This is a genomic window from Bacillus cereus group sp. RP32 (assembly GCF_040459735.1).
GTDB lineage: Bacteria > Bacillota > Bacilli > Bacillales > Bacillaceae_G > Bacillus_A > Bacillus_A wiedmannii.
Window position 1 is genome coordinate 4,612,197 of the sequence record NZ_JARVHO010000001.1, and the last position, 24,532, is coordinate 4,636,728.

Here is a 24,532-nt window from a genome sequence, read left to right on the forward strand (position 1 = left end):
AATATATACAAAAAAGAGCTATCTCTTTTCAAAGATAGCTCTAGCACACGGATTACTTTTCTACTATTATATTGTCTGTCTTTATAGACACATTTCTCGTGAACCCGCTAACGATAAACATCACAATCATATTCATTAACAATGCGACTATACCTACATTTAAATCTTTTATATATTGAGGGAAAGCTGGAAACATCGTAGCTATAGTTGAACCAGATAAAGTAATATATGCGACCACTAACAACCCAATCCCCATTCCTGCAATTGCCCCTTGCTTCGTAATAACTTGACGTGGAAACAAACTACATACAAGTGCAGGGAAAAGTTGTGTCACTATACTGTATCCCATTAAAAGAAGAGCCCCTATCGTTTCTCCTCCTTTAAATGTAAACAATACTGCAACAAGTGTTACTACAGGCACAAATAATTTTGCCACTTTAGCAACTTGTCTATCTGAAGCAGATGGGACCATTGTTCGGTAAATGTTTTTTGCTAATAAAGTAGACGCGGCCATAACAAGCATGGAACCCGGAACTAATGCTGTTAATACTCCTGCACTACCAATAATCCCAATAAACCATGGATCAAATGTTTGAAGAGCGAGACGGAATAACGAAAGGTCTACATCCCCTCCCTTTAACCCTGGAACTTGCAGTATAGCAGCAAAACCTGCAAAGAATACGAAAAGCAATACTAAAGAATAAAGAGGCATGATTGCCGCGTTTTTCCTAAATACTTTTTCATTTTTTGCAGAGAAAGCAGAAGCAAATGTATGGGGCCACATATAGAAACCGAGAGCTGTTAATACAATAGTAGAAACAAACCAAGAAATACTCATTCCTTCATCGGGTAAAGATAAAAATCCTGGTTTCGCCGCTTCTACCGCTTCGAACATCGGCTGAAATCCTCCGTAATAATGGTACGGTAAATATATACCTAAAAACATAACGATAAACAGGATCATAATATCCTTCAAAGCGGCTGTCCAAGCAGAACCGTGTATGCCTGAAACCATTACATATATAGTTATGACAATCGCACCAATCCACACTGCAATAACTGGTGATACCCTTCCATAAGATGCTTCCGAAACGATAATACCTAATCCTTTTAACTGTAAAACAAGGTATGGGATAATCGAAATAACCCCAATGACAGAAACGATAATGCCAAGTGTCTGACTCTTATATTTCTTTACAAAAAAATCTGGCTGCGAAACAAGATTGTGCTCTTTCGCATACTTCCAAACTGGCGGCAATAAAAAGTAAGATAAAATATAAGCTAACGCACCATAACCTAAAATATAGAAAGTAGGCGCTCCTTTACTATATGCCCATCCACTTCCGCCTAAAAATGTGAAAGTCGTATAAATTTCACCTGCCATAAGAAGAAAAACAAAAATAGTGCCAAAACCTCTTCCTCCAACTGACCATTGCTCTAAATTCATATCTTTTCCATGTTGTGCCCGAATTCCTAAAAATAGTGCAAGAAACAAAAATAATATAATGATAAGTAATGCGATCATTTTACATCCCCCTTATTAGCAGGATCAAATACGTACACAAGTCCCATACAAAGAGACGTAATGAGCACCGATAATAATACCCAAAACAATAAAAATGGCATCCCTAATACGTAAGGAGTAACTGAATTAGCAAATACAGGTCCAATAACTAAACAAAAAACTGGAATAAGCGCTAATACGTGTATTTTCTTCATCTCATTCTCCTTTACTTATAAAATTCATAATGGATGATACAAAGACTTCCACGCCAATCGGTAATGCATCTTCATCAATCGTAAAACGAGGATGATGGTGAGGATATATAATTCCTTTCTCGTTATTTCCCGCTCCGATAAAAAAGAATGTACCTGGCGCCTTTTGTAAAAACGCTGAAAAATCTTCTCCAGCCATCGTCGGCTGTAAACGAGTAACTTGCTCTCTTCCATAAAGCTGTAATGCTGTTTGCTCAATAATCTCTGTAACCTCATAATCATTTACTACTGGTCGATATCCATATTCATAAGAAAATGTATATTTCGCCCCGTAAGATTTCGTCACATGCTTCACAATCCGTTCAATCCTTTTCTCTGTTTCTTCTCGCAACTCATGTCTTAAACTCCGCACTGTCCCTTCAATCTCTGCTTGTTCTGGAATCACATTATGGGTTGTCCCAGCATGAAATTGTGTAACAGATACTACAAGAGAATCTAACGGATTCGTGAGGCGAGATACAATGTGCTGAAGTTGCGAAACGACTTGTGTACCGATTGCAATACTATCAACCGTTTCATGAGGAATTCCAGCATGTCCACCTTTTCCTTCTATCGTAATTTTAAAAACATCTGGGGCAGCCATTGCAGGACCATAAATTACACCTATTTTACCAACCTCTAACGATGCCCAAAGGTGAGCACCAATAATATAATCCACACATTCCATTACACCCGCTGCAACCATTTCCTCTGCACCACCAGGAAAGTTTTCTTCTGCATGTTGGAAGAGAAAACGAATCTCTCCTTTAATCTTCTCTCTTTCTTCTACTAACTTATGTACGACCCCAAGTAATATCGCTATATGTCCATCATGGCCACATGCATGCATCACACCTGGATATGTAGAAATAAAATCAAACTCATTTTCTTCATGAATAGGAAGCGCGTCCATGTCAGCACGAACTGCGATGATTTTACCAGGTTGCTTACCAATTAGCCTTGCCATTACACTATATTTAGTAGGTCTTGACACTTCTAAATGTGGGATTTTTTGAAGTATATCGAATACAAACTGTGATGTTTTTTCTTCTTGAAAAGATAACTCTGGATACTTATGAAAATGCCTTCTCCACTCAATTAATTGATTTTTCGATAAAACCAGTTCCTTTGCAACATCCATTTCTCTTCGCCCCTTCTTCACCAAGTTAAATGTTATTATAACGTGAATTGTTAACTTTTAAAAGAATATTCTGAATTTTCCGTTATAATAACTTAAAAATAAAAAGCCATCAAGAAGATGACTTTTCCAGTATTATAAAATAGTAATCGCTTGTTTCCCCATTTGCTCCCAAGCTTTCTCAAACTCTGCTCGCGGAACAGCAAAACGCGGATTATTTTTAAGTGGATCATTTACATATACAAAGTTTTGATCATACCCAACTATTACTACACTATGTTCATAATATGTAATTTTCACTTCGCCAGAGCTTGTATTCCATGTTTCAAAACTACTCTCGGCTAGTGGCTTAAACGTTGTATTAATAATGACCCATACTGGCGAACCGGAACTAACTACTTTATACACATCTTGCACATCTCTACCTGTTAAATTAACTACTTTTTCAGGAGCATATTTTTCTGCTAAATTAAAAATGGGTTGATTATATACACCATATCCTGGCTCTGCCTTCGTATAAATATTTCCAACGAACCCCTCATAAGGATTTCCACGTAAACCATTTTGTTCAAATGGAACACGATGAATTTCGCTAGCAAGTTGCATCTTATCTACTTGTATACCTTTGTATTGTAGCAACATAGCCAAACTTGTAACTTCACATCCACGAGGTAATTCTGGTAACTGCTTTATAAACGGAACATTTTCAATCATAGTCGCTTCTTTCATTTCAGATAAAAACTCTAAACGGAAAACTTGCGCCTTTTGTATAATTTTATCTTTCCCTATAAAAAACGCGGCAGCAAATATAATTCCAAAAACAAAAAGATATTTTAACTTTTTCATTTTAAACAAAACTCCATTAATTATTATTTTACAGACATACCTCTTATCATTGTACCTTTCTTCTTACTAGTTTGCTAGAAAGATTCTATGAATTATTGTTCACACTTCCATCGTTATAAAATTCTAATTATTTTTAATAAAAAGAAAAAAACAATATACTTTTCTGAATATTTTTTGCTGAAATCAAAATAATTAACATAGTGAAGATATCACCTTGTTAATAAAAACATTCTTAGAGTATTTAGTCATAGTTCGCATTTTTACATACTCCATTCATTTCATAATAAATAAGCCGAGTATGTGTCACATCCCCCACTAATGATTAAAAACTCGGAATGAAAATCAATTCATACATACAAGAAAATAACGAGGTGAGGGGCATATGAATCAACAAGTAGAACAAACAGATTTAAAACGAACAATGAAAAGTAGACACCTATTTATGATTGCACTTGGTGGTGTTATCGGAACTGGCCTATTTATGGGATCTGGTCAAATCGTCCATAACGGCGGAGACATTAATGATTTAAAATATCGCACACCGCTTTATCCAATCGTAGCATTCTCACTCAATTTCATTACATTTGTTAGTTTAGCTTTCATTCCAGATCAGAGAATTGCTCTTTATTGTGGTATTCCATTTATGATTTTTTGTTACATTTTATACCAATTAAAATATAAAAAAGTTGTCACATTTGAACAACAAATAAATCTAAAAAAAGAAGTAAACTAAATATAAAAAATATAAAAAATATTCAGCTATCTTTTTTATCATAAGATAGCTTTTTTCTATTTCTTGGATATCTTGGTATAACTTTATTTATCTTAAAATTTCCACAATCACGTTTTTCACTGGAAAATAGTTTACAATGTTATCAAGTTACAAATGATATTCACCTTAAAAAGTGTGCATTTGTGTCTATTTTTTAACAATATCACAAAAACTATTGCCATCTATAAATTAATAGGTTTATATTGTTTTATTGGCATAGTTTCAATCCAAGGAGAAAGGAGATTTTCAATCGTGCAACTAAAGAAAACGTTTTGGAAGCTGGCTTCGCTTCTTCCGTTATCATTACTTCTGTTCCTCGGCGGCTGTGATAAGAAACTCGCAGTATTAAATCCGCAAGGACCTGTTGCAAAAGCACAGTATGATTTAATTGTTTGGTCATTCTTGCTTATGTCATTAATTATCGCAATTGTATTCATCTTGTTTACAGTCATCTTGATTCGTTATCGTGAAAAACCAGAGAATATGGACTACGAGCCACCTGAACAACACGGTAACACATTATTAGAAATTATTTGGACGCTTGTTCCTGTTATTATCGTTATCGCATTATCGATTCCAACAGTAAAAGCAACGTATGCTTCGGAAGAGGTTCCAGCAGAGTCCAAACATATTAAACCAGTTGAGATTTATGTTACATCTGCAAACTGGAAATGGTTATTCAGTTACCCAGAGGAAAAAATTGAAACCGTTAACTATTTAAACATCCCAGCTGGTGTACCAATTCAATTCAAACTGACTTCTGTCGGTCCAATGAATGCTTTCTGGGTACCAGAACTTGGTGGTATGAAGTACACTATGGATGGCATGATTATGGATCTTTATTTACAAGCTGATAAGCCTGGTTCTTACCTAGGCCGTAGTGCGAACTTCTCTGGTGAAGGATTCACACATATGGAGTTCGAAGTTGAAGCAAAAACTAAAGAGAAATATGACAAGTGGGTTAAAGAAGTACAACAAACTGCTCCTAAACTAACAGAAGATAAGTACAACGAAATTGTTAAACCTGGTGTAGTTGGTCGTATGACATTCTCTAGTCACCACTTAAGTTATGTAGATCCAAAATCACTTGAATATTGTGATTACAACTACTACAAAAACAAAAAATAATAGCTATTATTCCAACAGATTGGAGTGAACACAGTGAAGCTTGATGAATTCTTTGTCACAGGTGACCCGATTATTTACGGTGCAGACGCTTCTATCGTTCTTGTGACATTAGCAATCATTTTCGTACTAACAAAGTATAAAAAATGGAAATGGCTTTGGGACGAATGGTTAACAACTGTTGACCATAAAAAAATTGGGGCCATGTATATTATCTCTGCGGTTATCATGTTATTCCGTGGTGGTATGGACGGTTTAATGATCCGTGCACAGTTAACATTCCCAGAAACAACTTATTTAAATGCTGAACACTATAACGGAATCTTCACAACACACGGTACAGTTATGATTCTTTTCATGGCGATGCCATTCGTTATGGGATTAATGAACCTTGTAGTACCATTACAAATTGGTGCTCGTGACGTTGCATATCCGTTCTTAAATGCTTTAAGTTTCTGGTTATTCTTTGTCGGAGCAATGTTATTCAACATCGCTTTCGTAATCGGTGGTTCTCCAGACGCTGGGTGGACTTCTTACTTCCCAATGGCAGGTACAGAGTTTACTTCTGGTGTAGGAAATAACTACTACGCAATTGCATTACAGATTTCAGGTCTCGGTACGCTAATGACCGGTATTAACTTCCTTGTTACTATCTTAAAAATGCGTACACCTGGTATGACTTTAATGAGAATGCCAATGTTTACTTGGTCAATCTTAATTACAACAGTTATCATTATTTTCGCTTTCCCAGTATTAACAGTTGCTCTTGCATTAATGACATTTGACCGTCTATTCGATGCTCACTTCTTTACGATGGCGAGCGGCGGTATGCCAATGTTATGGGCCAACCTATTCTGGGTATGGGGTCACCCTGAAGTATATATCGTTATTTTACCGGCATTCGGTATTTTCTCTGAAATCATTAGTACATTCTCACGTAAACGTCTATTCGGTTACAGTGCGATGGTATACTCAATGGTTGCAATTTCTTTACTAAGTTTCGTCGTATGGCTTCATCACTTCTTCACGATGGGTGCAGGTCCAGCGGTTAACTCATTCTTCTCGATTTCGACAATGGCGATTTCGATTCCAACCGGGGTTAAGATCTTTAACTGGTTGTTTACACTGTATAAAGGACGTATTCGTTTTACAGTTCCAATGCTTTGGTCATTGGCATTTATTCCAAACTTCGTAGTCGGTGGGGTTACAGGGGTTATGCTTGGTATGGCAGCAGCTGATTATCAGTACCATAACAGCTACTTCCTAATTGCTCACTTCCACTACGTATTAATTGCAGGTACAGTATTCGCTATGCTTGCTGGATTCACATTCTGGTATCCAAAAATGACTGGTCATATGCTAAACGAACGCCTAGGTAAATGGACATTCTGGATCTTTATGAGCGGATTCAACATCTGTTTCTTCCCAATGTACTTCTTAGGTTTAGACGGTATGACTCGTCGTATGTACACTTACTCTGAAAGTCTTGGATGGGGATGGCTAAACCAAATCGCATCTGTTGGTGCGGTAATGATGGGTATCGGCTTCCTAATTCTTTGCTACAACGTAATTTGGAGTGCTCGTCACGGTGAACGTGACACAACTGGAGATCCATGGGATGGCCGTACACTTGAATGGGCAACTCAATCTCCTGTACAACATTACAACTTCGCGAAACTTCCTGAAATCAAAGAAGCTGATGCTTTCTGGTACATGAAAAAACGCGGAGAAACAGTTACACCAGCAGCAGAAGATATCAAACCAATTCACATGCCAAGTAACTCTGGTGTGCCTATTATTGCGTCTTTATTCTTCGGTCTTGCAGGTTTCGCATTAGTATTTAGCTGGTTCTGGCTTGCAGCAATCGGCGGCGTTGGTATTTTAGCTTGCTTAATCTATCGTTCATTCGATTATGATGATGGCTACTACGTAAGCGTTGATGAAATTAAAGAAACAGAACATATAGCATGAGAGGTGAAATGATATGGCGGCTTTAGATAAAAGCTTACCTTTGGAATATCAATCCGAGCAAAGCAGATTGAATATCCTAGGATTTTGGATTTTTCTTGGGGCTGAAATTATGCTGTTCGCAACACTTTTCGCCTCTTATCTAGTACTTGCTGGTCGTACGGCAGATGGCCCAACTCCAGCGCAACTGTTTGAACTTAAAACGCTTTTAATTCAAACATTACTACTTTTAACAAGTAGTTTCACATGTGGTATCGTAATTCACGAAATGCGTAAGAACAACCAAAAAGCAATGCTTGGATGGTTCATCCTTACATTACTTTTAGGTGCAGGTTTCCTATTCTTTGAAATTGAAGAATTCATTATGTACATTGGTGAAGGTGCAACGCTTCAAACAAGTGCTTTCCTATCTGCATTTTTCGTTCTTCTTGGAACACATGGTGCCCACGTAACAGGTGGTATCATTTGGGCAATTTGTGTTATTATCCAAATTTTAAAACGAGGTTTAACACCAGTTACAGCTCGTAAAGTATTTATTATCAGCTTATACTGGCATTTCCTCGATCTTGTTTGGGTCTTTATTTACACACTAGTTTACTTGAACGGGATGGTGGCGTAAATGGGTCAAAATAACAATCAAGCAAATGGGCATGCGCATAGCGGATTCCCATGGTCACACGTTTTCGGATTTATTTTATCGCTTGCACTAACGTTCCTAGCTTTATACGTGGCACTTTATACAAACTTGCCACTTTCAACGATATTAACGTCCATTATCGCAATGGCTGTTGCGCAAGCGTTGTTACAATTAATTATGTTCATGCACTTAAAAGAAGGAGAAGGAAGAGTTCAAATCCTTACAATGATATACAGTTTCTTCGTTGCAACTGCAACAGTTGGTTTAACTGTATGGATCTTCTTCTCAATGTAATGTACATGAAAAAGACTGCTGAGATTCCTCAGCGGTCTTTTTTTATCCCGCATTAACGAGCAGTAAGACCCCACTGATTAAAGTTTCACTTATCCCCTCCCCTATTACATCCACATTACGAAATTAACAACATAATCATGAAAAATATACTTATTATGACAAATCTTAAGAAAACTCTTTCTTTATGAAATCGAATCCATATGCGTTGCTTTTCTACCTATTATATGGCTAAATAGGTACTATATTTATTTGAAGGGAGAGAACGCAATGGAACATCATACTTCTGTTCTATCACTTATGGTTGTCGTTGCAATCGCGTTTTTCGTTCCCCTTTTGTTACAACGCTTTAAATTAAAAGCACTTCCTGTCGTTGTTGCAGAAATCATCGCAGGAATCTTTGTAGGTAAAAGTGGGTTTAATATTATTGAGCCAGATATGTGGCTTCAAGTCTTATCGACACTAGGATTTATCTTCTTAATGTTCTTAAGCGGTTTAGAAATTGATTTTTCTATCTTTAAACAAAAAGGGAAGAAGAATACGACAAACGAACCAAACACATTCCAAGCAGCAAGCATTATCTTCTTATTTATTTTCATCTTATCTTATGCCCTATCATTACTGTTCGTATGGCTAGGATTCGTGGATAATGCAATGTTTATGACTTTAATTATTTCAACTATTTCTTTAGGTGTTGTCGTACCAACATTAAAAGAGAATAACTTAGGAAAAACGGCAATCGGACAAATCATTTTATTAGTCGCTGTTATTGCAGATTTAGTTACAATGATTTTACTCGCTGTATTCGTCGGATTAAATTCCGAAAGCGGCCAAAGCATGTGGCTCCTTCTTCTTCTATTCGGCGCTGGTATTGTTATTTACTTCGTTGCAAAACGCTTTAAAAACATTCCATACTTAGATAGCTTAAAAGCTGGTAGTGTACAAATTGATACACGAGCTGTTTTTGCACTCATCTTAATATTAGTTGGGTTATCTGAATCTGTTGGAGCTGAAAATATTTTAGGTGCCTTCTTAGCGGGTGTACTTGTATCGTTATTATCACCAAATGAAGATATGGTTGAAAAACTGGATTCCATCGGCTACGGTTTCTTCATCCCTATTTTCTTCGTAATGGTTGGTGTGAATCTAGAAGTTTGGTCTATTTTTAAAGAACCTTCTAGCATGCTAATGATCCCAATTTTAATTGTGGGACTCTTTATTTCAAAGCTGTTACCATCACTCGTCTTACGAAAATGGTATCCACGTAATATCGTACTAGGAAGTGCCATCTTATTAACATCGACACTTTCTTTAGTTATTGCAGCTGCACAAATTGGTGAAAAACTAGGAATCATCAGTCCTAGTTTATCTGCTTCCCTTATTTTAAGCGCAGTTATTACTTGTATTTTTGCACCTATATTATTTAAAAAGATGTTCCCAAAAGTAGAAACACCAAAACCAAAAGTTTCTATTATTGGTGCGAGCAGAATTACCCTTCCGTTATCACTTGATTTAAAACGCGAAGATTATGACGTAACCCTTTATATGATGCGTCAAAATAAAATAAATGATGAGGAAGCAAAATCACATGACTTCCCTATCGTAAAATTAGATGACATCACAATCGCTTCATTAACTGAACAAACAGCATTTAACGCAGACCGCGTTGTTGTTGCAACAAGTGATGATGAACAAAACTTATTATTGGCGGAACACGCAAAAGATCTAGGTGTTGAACATGTTATTGCAAGTGTAGAAGATCCACTTCTACAAGAAAAAGCAACGCAAGAACATATCGCCGTATTCTCAACAATTAACTCTACACGTATTCTGTTACGTGCACTAATTGATAAACCGAGTCTCGTTCGCTTAATTACAACAGCAAATGAAACAGTTCGTGAAGTTGAACTACGTAGCAATACATATAACGGTGTTGCACTACGTCGCCTTCCGTTTTTAGGGGATGTACTCGTCATTCAAATTTACCGCGGTAATAAAGCATTAATCCCGCATGGTGATACGAGACTACAACATGGTGATACATTGCTTGTCACAGGTTCAAAAGAACATATTGATACGTTGAAAAACATATTAGAATAAAAAATGCCCCTCACATAATTGAGGGGCATTTTTTTCCATTCCATATGGTAAAATGTTACTATCACATATTATGAGGATGGATCACATTATGTCTATTGTAACTTTAGCTCTTTTATTATTGGCGGAAATACTCGTTGCCATTATTCTCATCGGTGTTAGCATTGAAATTTGTAGTTACGGATGGAAAAAATCGAATGGAATAAAATACTCTTGCCTCTTACTTTCACTCCTTCTCGGAACTGCTAGCATACTCGGACTTTTCGCCGCACCTGCCTATTTCTTTATACAACTAACAGAAAACGCCTTATAAGAAAGGATGTTAATATGATTACCGTGAAAAATATTGAGGGATCTGAAACTTACGTATTACGTCAAAAAATTTTACGCCCGAATCAAACATTAGCAGATTGTAAATACTCTTCCGACTATGAAACAGACACCTTTCACTTAGGCGCATTTATAAACGATGAACTAATTAGTATCGCTTCCTTCTCAAAAGAGATATACCCTGACTTACTAGCAGGTGTTCATTATCGTCTACGAGGAATGGCCACATTACCTGAATTTCGAAACAAACGTGCTGGAAGTTCCTTAATTCAGAAGGCGGAGCAAGTCTTGCAAGAACGTAAAGCAAATATTTTATGGTGTAATGGCCGAATTACTGTAGCTGACTATTACAAGCGCTTAGGCTTTCAGGAACATGGTGAAATCTTTGAAATTGAACCGATTGGCCTTCATAAAGTACTGTATAAAAGAATATAAGAAAAGCTTTCCTCAATAGGGGAAAGCTTTTCTTATATTTCAATCTTCACTTTTTATCTTTTTCATATATATGTATATAAACAAACTAGGAACTAAAAAACAAGCAAACATAATAAGCCCTGTTATACTAATTTCTTTCATCGAAATATCCGGTGTTACAACGATACAAATAGCTAAAATCCCAATAACAATACCTACCGAAATGAATAATAGCTTCCTAAAATAACTACGAGATACTCCCTCTGTATGCTCATACACTTCCACCGAATTTTTTAAATTTAAAAAGTTAATAACTATTATCCCGACCATAAATACCATTAATAAATCTGAAACACTTTCATATCCTGCATCTTGCAAAACGTAGCGATAAAAAACAATACCTAGTATGACGATATTTTGTAAGATGAAAACGAGTCTAATATGTTTTAGCCCCTCAATCATTAAACGTTCATCTTTCACAATCCTCACTCCTCTTCCTCCCAAAATAAATCATTCAATGTTTTGTCTACCGCATAACAAATTTTCAAACATAAATCTAAAGACGGGTTGTATTTCCCCTTCTCAATTAAACTAATCGTTTGCCTTGTAACGCCTACTTTTTCTGCTAATTGTTGCTGTGTTAAATCTAACTGAACACGCGCGACTTTTATTTTACTTACAGCCATTCATGTTCCTCCTCTGCCTTCATTGTAAAATATATATTCCATTAGGTAATTTATATTTTACTAAAATCGTCTGATTTTTACTTTATTATACACAAAAAAAGAGCCTCCCATAAGAAGCTCCCTCTTCTATATATATATTATAAGAATAAATGACATCCAAATAAAATTGTAAATAAGTATAGTAACGGATGTACTTCCATCCCTTTCCCTTTCACAATTTTTAAGACTGGATACACTAAAAATCCAATTGCAATTCCATTCGCAATGCTAGACGTTAACGGAATACCAATAAAAATTAAAAATGCTGGTAATGCATCTTCAAATTCATTCCAATTAATATCACGAAGACTTTGCGCCATTAGACTACCTACAATAATTAATGAAGGAGCTGTAATAGCGGCTACACTTGATAAAGAAGCAATCACAGGGCTGAAGAACGCCGTTATAATCGTTAGACCGACAACTACAATACCCGTTAATCCTGTTTTACCACCTGCAGCAATACCAGCTGATGATTCAATCGTCGCTGCTGTTGGGCTTGTTCCAAAGATAGAACCTGTAGTCCCACCAATTGCATCTGCAATAAACGCTTTACCAAAACGTTTCTCTGTATTATCTGTAATTAAACCCGCTTGTTTAATTAAACCAAGTAATGCACCTGTTGTATCAAATAACAGTACAAGTAAAAATGAAAATACAACACCATATAATCCGTATTCAATTACATCTGAAAAGGCATTGATTGGGTTTGAAACGATAATTCCCTCTGGTAAATGAGGCATCGCAACAATTTTATCCGTAAACTTCAGTTGCCCTGTAAAGAAGGCGATAACTCCTGTCACAATCATACTAATAAATAATGCACCGCTCACACGTAATGCCATTAATACCGCCGCTAATATTAAACCAATTAAAGTTAAAATAACGGCTGGAGAATGAAAATCACCAATCGTAACTAAATTAGATGGATGATCAACGATAATTCCAGAAAGGCGTAATCCAATAAAAGCAATAAATAGTCCAATTCCACCTGCAATTGCATGTTTTAAACTATCAGGAATTGCGACAATTAGCTTTTGCCTAAATGAAGTGAAAGATAATAAAAGAAAAATGATACCTGTTACAAATACTGCTGAAAACGCAATGACATATGTAATCCCCTCTGCCTGTTGAACAACAGAATAAGCAAAATACGCATTCATTCCCATAGCTGGAGCAATAACAATTGGATAGTTAGCTAAAAACGACATACATAGCGTTCCTACAACCGTCGCAATAATAGTTGCTGTAAAAGCTTGATCAAATGGTACACCAGCATCAGATAATATTTTCGGATTGATGACAAGAATATACGCAAATGTAAAAAAAGTTGTGATGCCAGCTAAAAGCTCTTGCTTCACAGAAGTGTTATATTTTTGTAATTGAAACATGGTTATGTACCCTTCCTACATCTGAATTATTATCACATATTCTTTTCTTACTAGTATGTGAGAAAATATAATACTTAATCTTAACAATCAATAAAAAGAAGAGTCAATATATTCGCTAATAGTTCGAATTTTAAGTTTAAGTCTGACAAGTTTAGATGTAGTACAGTTCATCATGATTATTTTTGTAGCATAACAGATAGAAATGTTTTATAATTTGAAATAGTTAAATATTTAGCAAACGCATTCAAATATCGTTCACTCTACAAGGGGGATTCTTCTTATGCAGCACACAAACAAATCTGAAACTTTAAACCGCGGTTTAAAAGAACGACATATTACTTTAATGTCGCTCGGCTCCGCTATTGGCGTTGGACTATTTTTAGGATCCGCTTCTGCTATTAAGCTAGCTGGCCCTTCTATTCTACTAGGTTATATGATCGCCGGACTCGTTATTTTTTTCATTATGCGAGCACTCGGAGAAATGGCAATTGAACAACCTGTTGCCGGTTCTTTTAGTAAATATGCCTCTGATTATCTTGGACCACTAGCTGGCTATATTACTGGCTGGAACTACTGGTTTTTATGGGTTGTTACTTGCATGGCTGAAATTACAGCAGCTGGCATTTACATGCAATACTGGTTCCCAGATATCCCGCGCTGGACTTGGGCTTTACTCGCTCTATTATTAATGAGTGCTTTCAACTTCTTATCCGTAAAGGTATTTGGAGAACTTGAATTTTGGTTTGCTCTCATTAAAATTGTCACAATTATCTGTATGATAATTATTGGAGCTGGTATTATTTTATTCGGATTTGGAAACGGTGGTATCGCTACTGGTATTTCAAACCTTTGGTCACATGGTGGCTGGTTCCCAAATGGTTTTTCTGGGTTACTACTCTCCATGCAAATGGTGTTATTCGCTTATTTAGGCGTTGAATTAATCGGTGTTACAGCGGGTGAAGCTCAAAATCCGAAAAAAACACTCGCAAAAGCAATCGATAACGTATTTTGGAGAATATTACTGTTCTACGTTGGGGCTCTATTCGTTATGATGGCAATTTATCCATGGAATGAACTTGGTGAAAAAGGAAGTCCATTCGTATTAACATTCCAGCAAATCGGTATCGCAAAAGCAGCAGGGATTATTAACTTTGTCGTATTAACAGCAGCTCTTTCTTCTTGTAATGGTGGTTTATTTAGTACAGGCCGTATGCTATTTACATTAGCTCAGCAAAAGAAAGCACCTGAAAGATTTGGTCGTTTAAATAAAAACGGTATTCCGAGTCAAGGAATTGTAGCAACAGCTATCGTTTTACTCGTTGGTGTTATATTAAACTATCTTGTGCCCGCAAAAGTGTTTACATGGCTGACTAGTATTTCAACTTTCGGGGCAATTTGGACTTGGGGCATCATTTTAATCGCTCAAATTAAATTCCGTAAAGGTTTGCAAACTGATAAAAAGGACAAGCTAACATATAAAATGCCTTTACATCCATTAAGTTCATATTTCTCACTCGCTTTCCTTGCACTAGTATTAGGTATAATGGCGTATTCAGAAGATACAAGAATTGCATTGATTGTTGGTCCTATTTGGCTTATTGGTTTAGCTATCGTGTATTACATGAAAGGGTTCCATAAAATTGATGAAACACCTAATTCAAAAATTAGTTAAGCCCAAAATCTCTTCCTATTTATTAGGAAGGGATTTTTTCATTATTCACACAAATATTTCTCAATCAAATTAACGCTATCTTTACACTATTTAATATTTTCTATCTTTCTTTCCTGAAAAAAATAGATTACATTATTAAAGCAAATATTTTTATTAGGGGGATTCTTCTATGAAGAATAAAAAATGGATCACATTTTCTTTAGCAACAGCAATTACACTAAGTATAGGAGCTTCATTCCTTCCGTCTACTTATGCCGAAAGCTCAGTAGACCCAGCTCCTGAAATTGCTGCAAAAGTTGTAAATCAAAATAGCGGGAAGAAAGTATTATTCGATAATACACACGGTCAAACGGCCGGGACCGCTGACTGGGTTATTGATGGTGGCTTTTCTGACTTCGGAAACGGTATTGCCCAAAACGGATATCATGTAAAAGAACTTCGTAAATCAACACCGATTACGTACGAAGATTTAAAAGACTACAATGTATTTATCGTTCCAGAAGCTAATATTCCTTACAAGAAATCTGAACAAGATGCAATGTTACAATATGTGAAAAATGGCGGAAGTATTTTCTTTATCGCTGACCATTATAATGCAGATCGTAATAAAAATCGCTGGGACTCTTCTGAAGTATTTAATGGATATAGACGCGGTGCATGGGATAACCCTGCAAAAGGAATGTCTAGTGAGGAAGTAAATTCACAAGCTATGCAAGGAGTAGAAAGCTCTGATTGGCTATCTGACAACTTCGGTATTCGCTTCCGCTACAATGCAATCGGTGATGTTGCAGCTAAAAATATTGTGTCACCTGAACAATCATTCGGAATTACAAAAGGTGTTTCATCTGTAGCAATGCATGCAGGTTCTACCCTAGCAATTACAAACCCAAAACTAGCAAAAGGGCTTGTTTATCTTCCAGAAAACCCGTCAAAATGGAATAATGCTGTTGATAGCGGTGTTTATAACGGCGGTGGCGTTGCAGAGGGGCCTTATGCCGCTATCGCAAAAGTAGGACTTGGAAAAGCTGCCTTTATCGGTGATTCTTCTCCAGTTGAAGATGCATCGCCAAAATACGTTCGTGAAGATTCTGGCCAAACAAAGAAAACTTACGATGGATATAAAGAAGAAAACGATGCTATCTTACTAGAAAATATCGTAAATTGGCTATCGAATAAAGAAACATTTACAAGTTTAGATCAAGTAAATGGTTTACAACTTGATTTACCTACCACTTTACAAACATTTGAACAACCAAGCTTATCAACTGAGCCACAACCTGAACCTTGGAGTGCGCCAAATGTAGGTTATCAATGGTTTAATACAAATACTTTTAAACCAGGTTCATACGGTTATAACGGGGCTGTAACAGCAAACGACTACGTAGTTACACACCCTAGCACTCTACCAAACAATGAAGTGTTCCAAATAAAAATCCAAGTAAATAACTTATTACCAAACACAACATACACTAATTACTCTTTAGGTATATTCACTACTGGCGGTACACAAGTAGCAAAAGTTCAAAATACAAATGGTTCTTGGCCATCTGCTTTTGGATATAGTAGTGCATTCTCTTTCACAACAAACAGCTTAGGTTCTGCTGAGAAGATTGTAAATGTACAAATCAATCCAAATACTGCTGGACAAGCAACTCTTCGTCTACGCCAAAATACGACAGCGAAATACAATGAAACTGTAATAATTGATAAGAAATAATGAAGAAGGCAATCCGCATGCGGATTGCCTTCTTCTCACTTCTCTTCTTTCGAGAAAAACATTCTTGAAATAACGATACCTATACTTCCTACAATTAAGAATAACACAGCCCTGATCATCATCGATACTTCTGGTAAGTCCAGAAGGAATAGCTTCCCTATCGTTACGACTAACACGACTAAGCCGGCATACAATATTTCATTCATATTTTTATTCCGTCCAAGCCAAACGGCAAATAATGCATATACCATCCATAATAACGATACAGATACGCTTATTATACTTCCATCTGTAGACAGCACTTCACCGACTCTAGTAATTGCAATAAATACGATAACCATAAACCAATAGAGCGTTATAGAATAAACATATTTTCCGAAGCTCCTTAACACATCTTTCGCTTGTTTCATGCAGTAATAAAATGTACCTATTAAAATAATATGGGCAACAAACCCAGCTGAAATTAAATGATCAAACGGACTAAAAATAGTTTGTATCATTCCAATCGCGTAAATCGTCGCACTAACATACAATTTCACCTGTTGTTTTACTTTAATAGCCGTCACCATACCGAGGAAACCTTGCAATAATAATACAATCGCTGCATTTACTAAACTATACTCATATAAAATCGCTAAACTAAATGCACCCATTGCGAAACCAAATAAAAGATTTGTAAATATAGAATGTCTATTCTTCCTATATTCAAACACAAACATAGTAGCGTGCACGAGTGCACTAATCATTAATCCCCATGTTGTAAATTCAGGTATTTTTGAAATGGCTAATATAAAGAGAACTGCATTCGCACTAAATATCGCCAAGCGTGGCTCTAATATAAAACTTCTCTCCGTAAACATATGCCAAAATAATAGTAAGTGAATCAAACCATAAACAACCGTTAACTGTATATGCAAATCCTCTACTAACATTGACATAATAGCAAAGAAAACAAAAAGGACAATAGCAGCAACAGCATAAGAAATCATATATAAATACTGATAACGATTTTTCAACGCATACCATAATAAGCTAAGTGTTAGTATCGTCTCATATCCAAAGAAAATATAAGGATTAGGAGTCGTACTATTTAATAAGAATGGCACGAAGAACGCTCCTACGGCTACGAATATAGTAAGATATTCCGATTGATACCTCTTCGCTACATAAATACCTAAAATGACCCATGCAATATTACATACAAACGCAACACTTGCTGGAATAAATCCATATAAATAATGCGCCGCAAATGTCGTTAAAACTATACCCGTAATACTTCCTCCTGCTAATACTAAACCCAACGCTTGCCGCTCTCGTTTAATTTGAATATCACCTATATAATAAAAACCGATAGATAGGACAATACCAAACGCAATTCGTATTGCAGGTGTTAATAATCCAGCATCTACCCCTGCTTTAAATAACCAGATTACCCCAAGTAACATAATGCCAACAAATATGCGTGGTAACCAAGTTTGGCAAAACTTAATAATATTAAATGGTTCTGGTTTAAAAGCAGATATATCCACTTGTTTTACCTCACTTTCTTGCACAGGCTCTTTTATTGTAACTACTTCTTCTTTTTGTTTTTCCTCCATCACCGTTTCAATATATTCTTTCTTTTCTTTACTAACATGTCGCTGAGTATTTTCTACTTCTATTTCTTTTTGTTTTGCTTTCAATTCAAAAAGCGCTTCTTGAATTGTTTCAATTGCCGTTTCAAGCGCTTCTATTTTCTTATTTAAATCCTCCTTCATACGCTCCCCCCTCATCATTCATTCAAAATCTATATATTACCAATTATCTTTATCATACTCTTAGTCTATTCATTTTCAATACTATTTTTCCTAAAAAAAGAAAGGTGTCTTCCGAAATAGGAAAACACCTTTTTACTCATTTATTCTTATTTAGAACAACACTAACGATGACACCAATACAAACACCTATAATAGCTGGAACAATCCATCCAACACCTTCTGTATAAAACGGAATGTATTTCAATATTGACGTCCACTGATTCATCATTACATTTTTATTGAAAATATCGATTGCACTAAATACCGCTACAATCCCAACAGTTACTGCATATACGTATGCATACTTTCCAATATACTTATGGAATAACCCTAAAATAATAAGCGTTAATGCAACTGGATAAATAAACCCAAGAATCGGTACTGATACTTTTAAAATTTGTGTTAATCCTAAATTAGCTAAAATCATACTAACAAAACTCAATATAAACGCCCAAACTTTATACGCTACTTTCGGAAATGCACTTGCGAAAAATTGACTACAAGACGTAACGAGTCCGATTGAAACACATAAACACGCAATCGTAAAAATAAGACCTAATAAAACGACTCCGCCTTGTCCAAATAATGTAGTCATCACTTGTGCTAACACATTCGCCCCATTATCAAATGTACCTAACGAACCGCTAATTGAACCAACATATCCAAGTATGATGTAAATAATAGATAATAAAAGTCCTGCACCAATTCCAGCAATACTCATATATTTCGCTAAACCTTTATCATCTTCAACACCTTTTGCACGAAGAGCATTTGCAATAACAATCCCAAAAATTAAAGCGGCTAGCGCATCCATTGTTAAATATCCATCTAAAAAGCCTTGGAACATAGGAGCTTGTCCATAGTTTCCAGCAGCCTCTTTCACACTGCCTACTGATGTAAACATACTCTTTATAAAAATAAGGGCAATCATCCCTAATAATAACGGTGTTAAAACTTTTCCGAACAACCCCATTAATTTAGACGGTGATAAACTTAACCAGTACACAATACTAAAGAAAATAACCGTGTAACATAATAAAACTACACTTCCCGATTCTGTGAAGAACTGACCTGGTCCCATTTCAAAAGCTAAACTTCCTGCACGTGGTATACCAAGGCCTGGTCCAATAAATAAATACACGATACATGGGAAAATAATGGCGAATGAAGAATGAACCCTCCCCGCTAACGTTTGAAAGCTTCCCGCTTTCGCAATAGCGATAACACCCAATATAGGAAGACCTGTTGCTGATATAATAAATCCTATTAATGAAATCCACACATGTTCTCCTGCTTCATACCCAAGGAAAGGTGGGAATATAAGATTCCCCGCTCCAAAGAACATCGAGAATAACATAAGGCTAATCAGTAAAATTTCTTTTTTCTGTAACAATTTCATTTGTTTCTCCTTCTTTAATTTCATCTTTTATGAAATCAATTTCACATATAAAAAAGTGCAATAATCCGCTTCCTAACAAAGAAAACATAGTCCATAGTCTAACATAAAAGAAACACCCATTCTATAGCTATCCCTCTTTTCCAATTTCTTCTGAAAAATCAACCTTTATTGACTTATAATAGTTAATAAGGTAAAATATTAAATGTACAAAATTATTAACTTTGTTTTTGTTTGTGTCAGGAGGAAAATAACATGGAATCAGCGATACAACTAGAAAGAGAACAACAAAGAAAAAAGAAACATCCTCCAGGTTTATACTTACTCTTCTTTACAGAAATGTGGGAAAGATTTAGTTACTATGGATTACGAGGATTATTAACATTATATTTAACGACAGCTTTAGTAAGCGGTGGTCTTGGGTTTAGTCCTGCGTGGGCACTATCCATTTACGGATTTTACACTGGAGCCTGTTATTTCACACCAATGATTGGTGGATACTTAACAGACCGGTTCCTAGGTAGACGAAAAGCGATCACAATTGGTGGTATAACAATGGCAATTGGTAACCTTACACTATTTGCCATGCAAAACCAAGTCGGCCTATACCTCGGATTAGCGCTTATTATTATCGGTAACGGATTCTTCAAACCGAACATCTCTACACTGGTTGGGGAATTATACGAAGAGAACGATCCAAAACGTGATAGTGCATTTACTATTTTCTATATGGGTATTAACGTCGGATCATTTTTAGCTCCACTCGTTTGCGGATTTTTATCAGAAAATTTATTCAAAACAACAGTTGATGGCGTTGTTCACTTTGGATTCCGTTACGGTTTCTTAGCCGCTTCAATTGGAATGATCATTGGACAAATTTTATTTACAACATTATCAAATCGCTTCCTTGGTGATATCGGTAAAAAACCAACTCGTGATTTGCAAACAACAGATGGACAACAATCAGTAGGAGATACACCGTTAACAAAAAAAGAAAAACAACGTACCGCAGTTATCGTCATTTTAACATGCTTCGTTGTCTTCTTCTGGGCTGGCTTTGAACAAGCTGGTAGCTCATTAACATTATATACAAACAAATTTGTAGACCGCTCTGTGTTCGGATGGGAAGTTCCAACATCTTGGTTCCAATCGGTCAATCCATTATTTATTATTTTACTTGCTCCAGTCATTTCAGCATTATGGGCAAAACTTGCAACTCGCAAGCGCGGGGATTTAAAAATCCCAACTAAAATGGGACTTGGTATGATCTTGCTTGGTATCGGTTATATCATTCTCGTTATCGCTACATTAAAAACAGGTAGTGATGAACATAACATTACAGAAAAAGCAAACTTACTATTTATCGTCTTTACGTATCTTTTCCATACGTTAGGTGAGCTATTCTTATCACCTGTTGGACTATCAATGGTTAGTGCACTTGCCCCAGTAAAACTTGCTTCTTTATTAATGGGAGTATGGTTAGCAAGCTCAGGAATTGCTAACATTTTAGGCGGACAACTTGCAAGCTTCACAACTTCACTTGGATATGCTGAAGTATTTACAGTAATCGGAGCTGTAGCAATTGTGTTAGGTTTTGTTTTATTATTAATTTCTAAGAGATTAGTGAAATGGATGGATTAAAAAAAGATGAGGGATTCCCCTCATCTTTTTTATGCATTCTTACCTTTTTCTATCGCTTGTTCGTACAGCTCTTTATGTTCTTTATATTCACTTGGCACAAAATTCTTATAGAAGAATGCAAGCCAACTGTCTCCTTTTTTATATCCTTCTTCTCTAATTTCTGCTGCTTTTTTATTTGATTTAAATCCTTCAATAAACCATTTCTTTAACGATTCATTTTTTTCATACTTAGCAGGAACTTTCAAATCATAGTTTTCAAATGCATACTTATAGCCAGCCTTTTCTACTGCTTTTTTTGTAGACTTATAGCCCTTTTCATAAGCTGTTTCATACGCCTTCACGTACACATCTTTCTCTCTATTTCCAGGGTTCTTTCCGGCTAGTTCCTTACCTGCCTTTTCCCCTAGTTCAGCTTGCTCTTTTTCAATTTTTTCTGTTCTTTCTTTATTCCCTACTTGGAAACCTTCTGCAAAGTTCGGCTTAAACTCCGAAGCAATTTGACTATCTTCCATCGTCTCTTGTGCTAAACCTTGCTCTTTTCCTTTTTCAAAATGCGTTTTCTTCTGCTCTTCTAAAGACCAAGATGCAGCATATGCAGTTTTGAATGCTTCTTTATATGTATCTGATTTTCCAGCTAAATGTGATTCCGCATCATTTTTCCCTGCTTTAAAATCAGTCTCTCCACTTTTTTGTCCCTCAAGCTGCCCTTTTTCCATATCAGCTTGACGCTGTGCTTCCTCTCGCTTACGTACCTCTTCTGCTTTTCTTTGCTCTTCAGCTACACGTTGTCTCTCTTCCTCAGCTTTTCTTTGTTCCTCCGCTACACGTTGTCTCTCTTCTTCAGCTTTACGCTGCGCCTCTGCGGTACGTTGTTTTTCAGCCTCAGCATTGCGCTGCGCTTCTACTTGTTTTTCAGCTTCTACAGCACCATTATTATTTGGGCTAGGAGCTGGACTCGTTGCACCACTACTAGAAGCTGGCTTATTGTGATAATGATATTCCCCGTACTGTAATCCCCATTTTTCACAATTTGTCCGACACGTATGTCCCCCATTAGCATCTGTACGCCCTGGATGCGCATAGGCTGAAATTGGAGCTACCAATAACGCTACACTTGTTGTTAAAAGAAGTTTCTTCACCTGTTGTTTCACTCTTGTTCCTCCCAAAATCTTGAATTCTAACTTTATTATACATAAATAGAAAAATACTTAAATACTAACTAAAATATTCTATTATTTCTCAACATTAGTAAAAAAGAAGGTCAACTCTTTAAAGAGTTGACCTTCTTTTTTACTTCTTCGCCTTCGTTCCTACTAAATCACCAGCAACAACGTAACGTTTAGAATTATCCTTCACAGATACACATGTAATAAGCGTTATTTCATCTTTCCCATGATCCTCAACAACTTCCCACTTATCAGGAGTTACTTCAGATACACCAGTAACCACATATTCATATTCGTTTTCATTATCATACAAATAAATTTTGTCACCTTTTTTTAAAGAGGCTACATCACTAAATAAAACACCTTTTTTAGACATATTATGCCCTGCTAATGCATAGTTCCCTTTTCCCATTACTTGATTTTCTTTTACTGTCGCTGCACCAGATAATAGATTTTTCTCAGTAGAAGATTTTAAAACAGGAAGTTCTAATGAAACACTCGGGATCGAAATACGCCCAATTACTTGTTTCTTATCTAATGATGCATTCGCTACTTCTGCTAAGTCTGGCTGATTAATTTTCGAAGCATCTACAAATTTCGTCTCATGTTTTTCATAATCCATCTTTTGAACAGCCTGCACATTTTCAGTCTGTTTCTTTTCAGCCTGATATCCATCATAAAATGGCTTTCCGATTAACACACCACCTACAACAAATAGAAGGATTGCTACTATACTATAAATTCTTTGCTTATTCATATACAATTCCTTTCCCATACAAAATCTTACTCTATTTAAAATGATAAGATAATATTGCTATATGTACAAGTATAAGCTAAAAAGAAACCTTCTTGCCGATGCAAGAAGGTTTTTTTCAAGCGATTTTATTTCGATATAAGGATACGTGGAAAATTGTCATTTGAATAAAGAAAATACTAAATGCAATATATATTGGATATGCAGGAATATATAGATTAGCAATTGGAGAAAGCGTTAAAAAACCAACCGCACAAGGCAACACGTACCATAGTGACATAAATGTAGTACGACAAGCCTTTTCTGTAATTGCCTTTTCTCGCTCATCTTCTTGAGGGAATAATAGTGGAAACATCCAATATGATAGCTCTTTATATTTTTTCTTTTGAATTTTATAAAGAATAGTCGATACAATACCAAATATTAAAAGCAATCCTAGTGGCATTAAACTCACCGTAACTTCAAATGGTACCCTCTTCGTTTGAATAAAATTAGCAACTTCGATAGTAAAATAATATAACTCAATAAATGCCCAACCTGATAATACCATTAAAAGTACATTCAACATATAGGAAAATACAAGTCTATTCATCCTCTTTCCCCTCCTTATTTAAAACAAACACATCTTCCATCTTTAACTGAAATACATCGCAAATCATAAGCGCTAATAATAATGAAGGAACATAATCCCCTTTTTCAATTGCAGCAATCGTTTGTCTCGTCACTCCAACCTTTTCTGCTAATACACTTTGCGAAAAATTAAACCGAGCTCTTAATTCCTTCACTCTATTTAAAATGGTCAAATTTACCACCCCTCAATTTCATTGTATGCTTTCCTTAACAAAATGTAAACTTAACTTAACATTATTTTCATAAAAAAATCCAACTTTACGTATTGTAA

The 24,532-nt window shown here is 35.9% G+C and carries 23 protein-coding genes and 1 pseudogene; 11 read left to right on the forward strand and 13 right to left on the reverse strand.

Going from position 1 to position 24,532, the window contains the following annotated elements; all coding sequences use genetic code 11:
- Window positions 1-52: 52 nt before the first annotated feature.
- From QCI46_RS23875 to QCI46_RS23890, 4 genes are all read right to left on the reverse strand, one after another.
- Window positions 53-1,525, reverse strand: coding sequence for a sodium:solute symporter family protein (locus tag QCI46_RS23875; protein ID WP_088061933.1), 1,473 nt, complete (start codon window positions 1,523-1,525; stop codon window positions 53-55).
- Window positions 1,522-1,719, reverse strand: coding sequence for a DUF3311 domain-containing protein (locus QCI46_RS23880; protein ID WP_087983279.1), 198 nt, complete (start codon window positions 1,717-1,719; stop codon window positions 1,522-1,524). Before QCI46_RS23880 ends, QCI46_RS23875 begins: the two co-directional genes overlap by 4 nt.
- Before the next feature lies 1 nt (window position 1,720).
- A complete protein-coding gene (locus tag QCI46_RS23885) occupies window positions 1,721-2,896 on the reverse strand; it encodes an amidohydrolase (RefSeq protein WP_353841585.1) in 1,176 nt (391 codons plus the stop codon).
- 132 nt (window positions 2,897-3,028) lie between these two features.
- Window positions 3,029-3,739, reverse strand: coding sequence for a C39 family peptidase (locus tag QCI46_RS23890; protein ID WP_353841586.1), 711 nt, complete (start codon window positions 3,737-3,739; stop codon window positions 3,029-3,031).
- Between the two features lie 499 nt (window positions 3,740-4,238).
- On the opposite strand from QCI46_RS23890, the pseudogene QCI46_RS23895 reads away from it, so the two are divergent.
- The 8 genes and pseudogenes from QCI46_RS23895 to QCI46_RS23930 all read left to right on the forward strand — a co-directional run.
- A pseudogene (locus QCI46_RS23895) lies at window positions 4,239-4,472 on the forward strand (amino acid permease); the annotation flags it as partial.
- Window positions 4,473-4,763: 291 nt separating this feature from the next.
- Entirely contained in the window at window positions 4,764-5,639 is an 876-nt protein-coding gene (locus QCI46_RS23900) for a cytochrome aa3 quinol oxidase subunit II (RefSeq protein ID WP_046957295.1), read from the forward strand.
- Between the two features lie 33 nt (window positions 5,640-5,672).
- On the forward strand, window positions 5,673-7,607 hold the full coding sequence (gene qoxB / locus QCI46_RS23905; protein WP_000762383.1) for a cytochrome aa3 quinol oxidase subunit I: 1,935 nt from the start codon (window positions 5,673-5,675) through the stop codon (window positions 7,605-7,607).
- Between the two features lie 13 nt (window positions 7,608-7,620).
- Complete coding sequence (gene qoxC / locus QCI46_RS23910) at window positions 7,621-8,223, forward strand: cytochrome aa3 quinol oxidase subunit III (RefSeq protein ID WP_048562935.1); 603 nt, start codon at window positions 7,621-7,623, stop codon at window positions 8,221-8,223.
- On the forward strand, window positions 8,224-8,535 hold the full coding sequence (gene qoxD, locus QCI46_RS23915) for a cytochrome aa3 quinol oxidase subunit IV (RefSeq protein WP_048562934.1): 312 nt from the start codon (window positions 8,224-8,226) through the stop codon (window positions 8,533-8,535).
- A 267-nt stretch (window positions 8,536-8,802) separates the two neighbouring features.
- Entirely contained in the window at window positions 8,803-10,632 is a 1,830-nt protein-coding gene (locus QCI46_RS23920) for a monovalent cation:proton antiporter family protein (protein ID WP_353841587.1), read from the forward strand.
- A gap of 52 nt (window positions 10,633-10,684) precedes the next feature.
- On the forward strand, window positions 10,685-10,942 hold the full coding sequence (locus QCI46_RS23925) for a DUF4022 family protein (protein WP_000926994.1): 258 nt from the start codon (window positions 10,685-10,687) through the stop codon (window positions 10,940-10,942).
- Between the two features lie 14 nt (window positions 10,943-10,956).
- Window positions 10,957-11,394 carry a GNAT family N-acetyltransferase gene (locus QCI46_RS23930; RefSeq protein ID WP_000633772.1) on the forward strand — a complete coding sequence of 146 codons (438 nt, stop codon included), beginning with the start codon at window positions 10,957-10,959 and terminating at the stop codon, window positions 11,392-11,394.
- A 39-nt stretch (window positions 11,395-11,433) separates the two neighbouring features.
- Here the strand turns inward: QCI46_RS23930 and QCI46_RS23935 are convergent, their stop codons facing one another.
- From QCI46_RS23935 to QCI46_RS23945, 3 genes are all read right to left on the reverse strand, one after another.
- Window positions 11,434-11,862: a hypothetical protein gene (locus QCI46_RS23935; RefSeq protein WP_353841588.1), complete on the reverse strand. Its 429-nt coding sequence runs from the start codon at window positions 11,860-11,862 to the stop codon at window positions 11,434-11,436.
- Entirely contained in the window at window positions 11,859-12,059 is a 201-nt protein-coding gene (locus QCI46_RS23940) for a helix-turn-helix transcriptional regulator (RefSeq protein ID WP_000301181.1), read from the reverse strand. Before QCI46_RS23940 ends, QCI46_RS23935 begins: the two co-directional genes overlap by 4 nt.
- 137 nt (window positions 12,060-12,196) lie before the next feature.
- Window positions 12,197-13,489, reverse strand: coding sequence for an NCS2 family permease (locus tag QCI46_RS23945; RefSeq protein WP_353841589.1), 1,293 nt, complete (start codon window positions 13,487-13,489; stop codon window positions 12,197-12,199).
- A gap of 280 nt (window positions 13,490-13,769) precedes the next feature.
- Here QCI46_RS23945 and QCI46_RS23950 point away from each other — a divergent pair, with 280 nt between their 5' ends.
- The gene (locus QCI46_RS23950) at window positions 13,770-15,161 is read left to right on the forward strand and encodes an amino acid permease (RefSeq protein ID WP_098090609.1); all 1,392 of its coding nucleotides are present in this window, start codon (window positions 13,770-13,772) and stop codon (window positions 15,159-15,161) included.
- A gap of 169 nt (window positions 15,162-15,330) precedes the next feature.
- Entirely contained in the window at window positions 15,331-16,878 is a 1,548-nt protein-coding gene (locus QCI46_RS23955; protein ID WP_353841590.1) for a DNA-binding protein, read from the forward strand.
- Between the two features lie 35 nt (window positions 16,879-16,913).
- Here QCI46_RS23955 and QCI46_RS23960 read toward each other — a convergent pair whose 3' ends face one another.
- Window positions 16,914-18,635: a DUF2339 domain-containing protein gene (locus QCI46_RS23960; protein ID WP_353841591.1), complete on the reverse strand. Its 1,722-nt coding sequence runs from the start codon at window positions 18,633-18,635 to the stop codon at window positions 16,914-16,916.
- A gap of 136 nt (window positions 18,636-18,771) precedes the next feature.
- Window positions 18,772-20,073, reverse strand: coding sequence for a branched-chain amino acid transport system II carrier protein BrnQ1 (gene brnQ1 / locus QCI46_RS23965; RefSeq protein WP_353841592.1), 1,302 nt, complete (start codon window positions 20,071-20,073; stop codon window positions 18,772-18,774).
- Window positions 20,074-20,325: 252 nt separating this feature from the next.
- On the opposite strand from brnQ1, the gene QCI46_RS23970 reads away from it, so the two are divergent.
- On the forward strand, window positions 20,326-21,711 hold the full coding sequence (locus QCI46_RS23970; protein ID WP_353841593.1) for a peptide MFS transporter: 1,386 nt from the start codon (window positions 20,326-20,328) through the stop codon (window positions 21,709-21,711).
- 29 nt (window positions 21,712-21,740) lie between these two features.
- Here QCI46_RS23970 and QCI46_RS23975 read toward each other — a convergent pair whose 3' ends face one another.
- From QCI46_RS23975 to QCI46_RS23990, 4 genes are all read right to left on the reverse strand, one after another.
- The gene (locus tag QCI46_RS23975) at window positions 21,741-22,862 is read right to left on the reverse strand and encodes a YHYH domain-containing protein (protein ID WP_327958309.1); all 1,122 of its coding nucleotides are present in this window, start codon (window positions 22,860-22,862) and stop codon (window positions 21,741-21,743) included.
- A gap of 139 nt (window positions 22,863-23,001) precedes the next feature.
- Window positions 23,002-23,634 carry a class A sortase gene (locus QCI46_RS23980; RefSeq protein ID WP_353841594.1) on the reverse strand — a complete coding sequence of 211 codons (633 nt, stop codon included), beginning with the start codon at window positions 23,632-23,634 and terminating at the stop codon, window positions 23,002-23,004.
- Window positions 23,635-23,749: 115 nt separating this feature from the next.
- Window positions 23,750-24,223, reverse strand: a complete 474-nt coding sequence (locus tag QCI46_RS23985) for a DUF2178 domain-containing protein (protein ID WP_353841595.1) — start codon at window positions 24,221-24,223, stop codon at window positions 23,750-23,752.
- Window positions 24,216-24,434 carry a helix-turn-helix transcriptional regulator gene (locus tag QCI46_RS23990; protein ID WP_000154008.1) on the reverse strand — a complete coding sequence of 73 codons (219 nt, stop codon included), beginning with the start codon at window positions 24,432-24,434 and terminating at the stop codon, window positions 24,216-24,218. The genes QCI46_RS23985 and QCI46_RS23990 overlap by 8 nt, the downstream gene beginning before the upstream one ends.
- Between the last annotated feature and the right edge of the window lie 98 nt (window positions 24,435-24,532).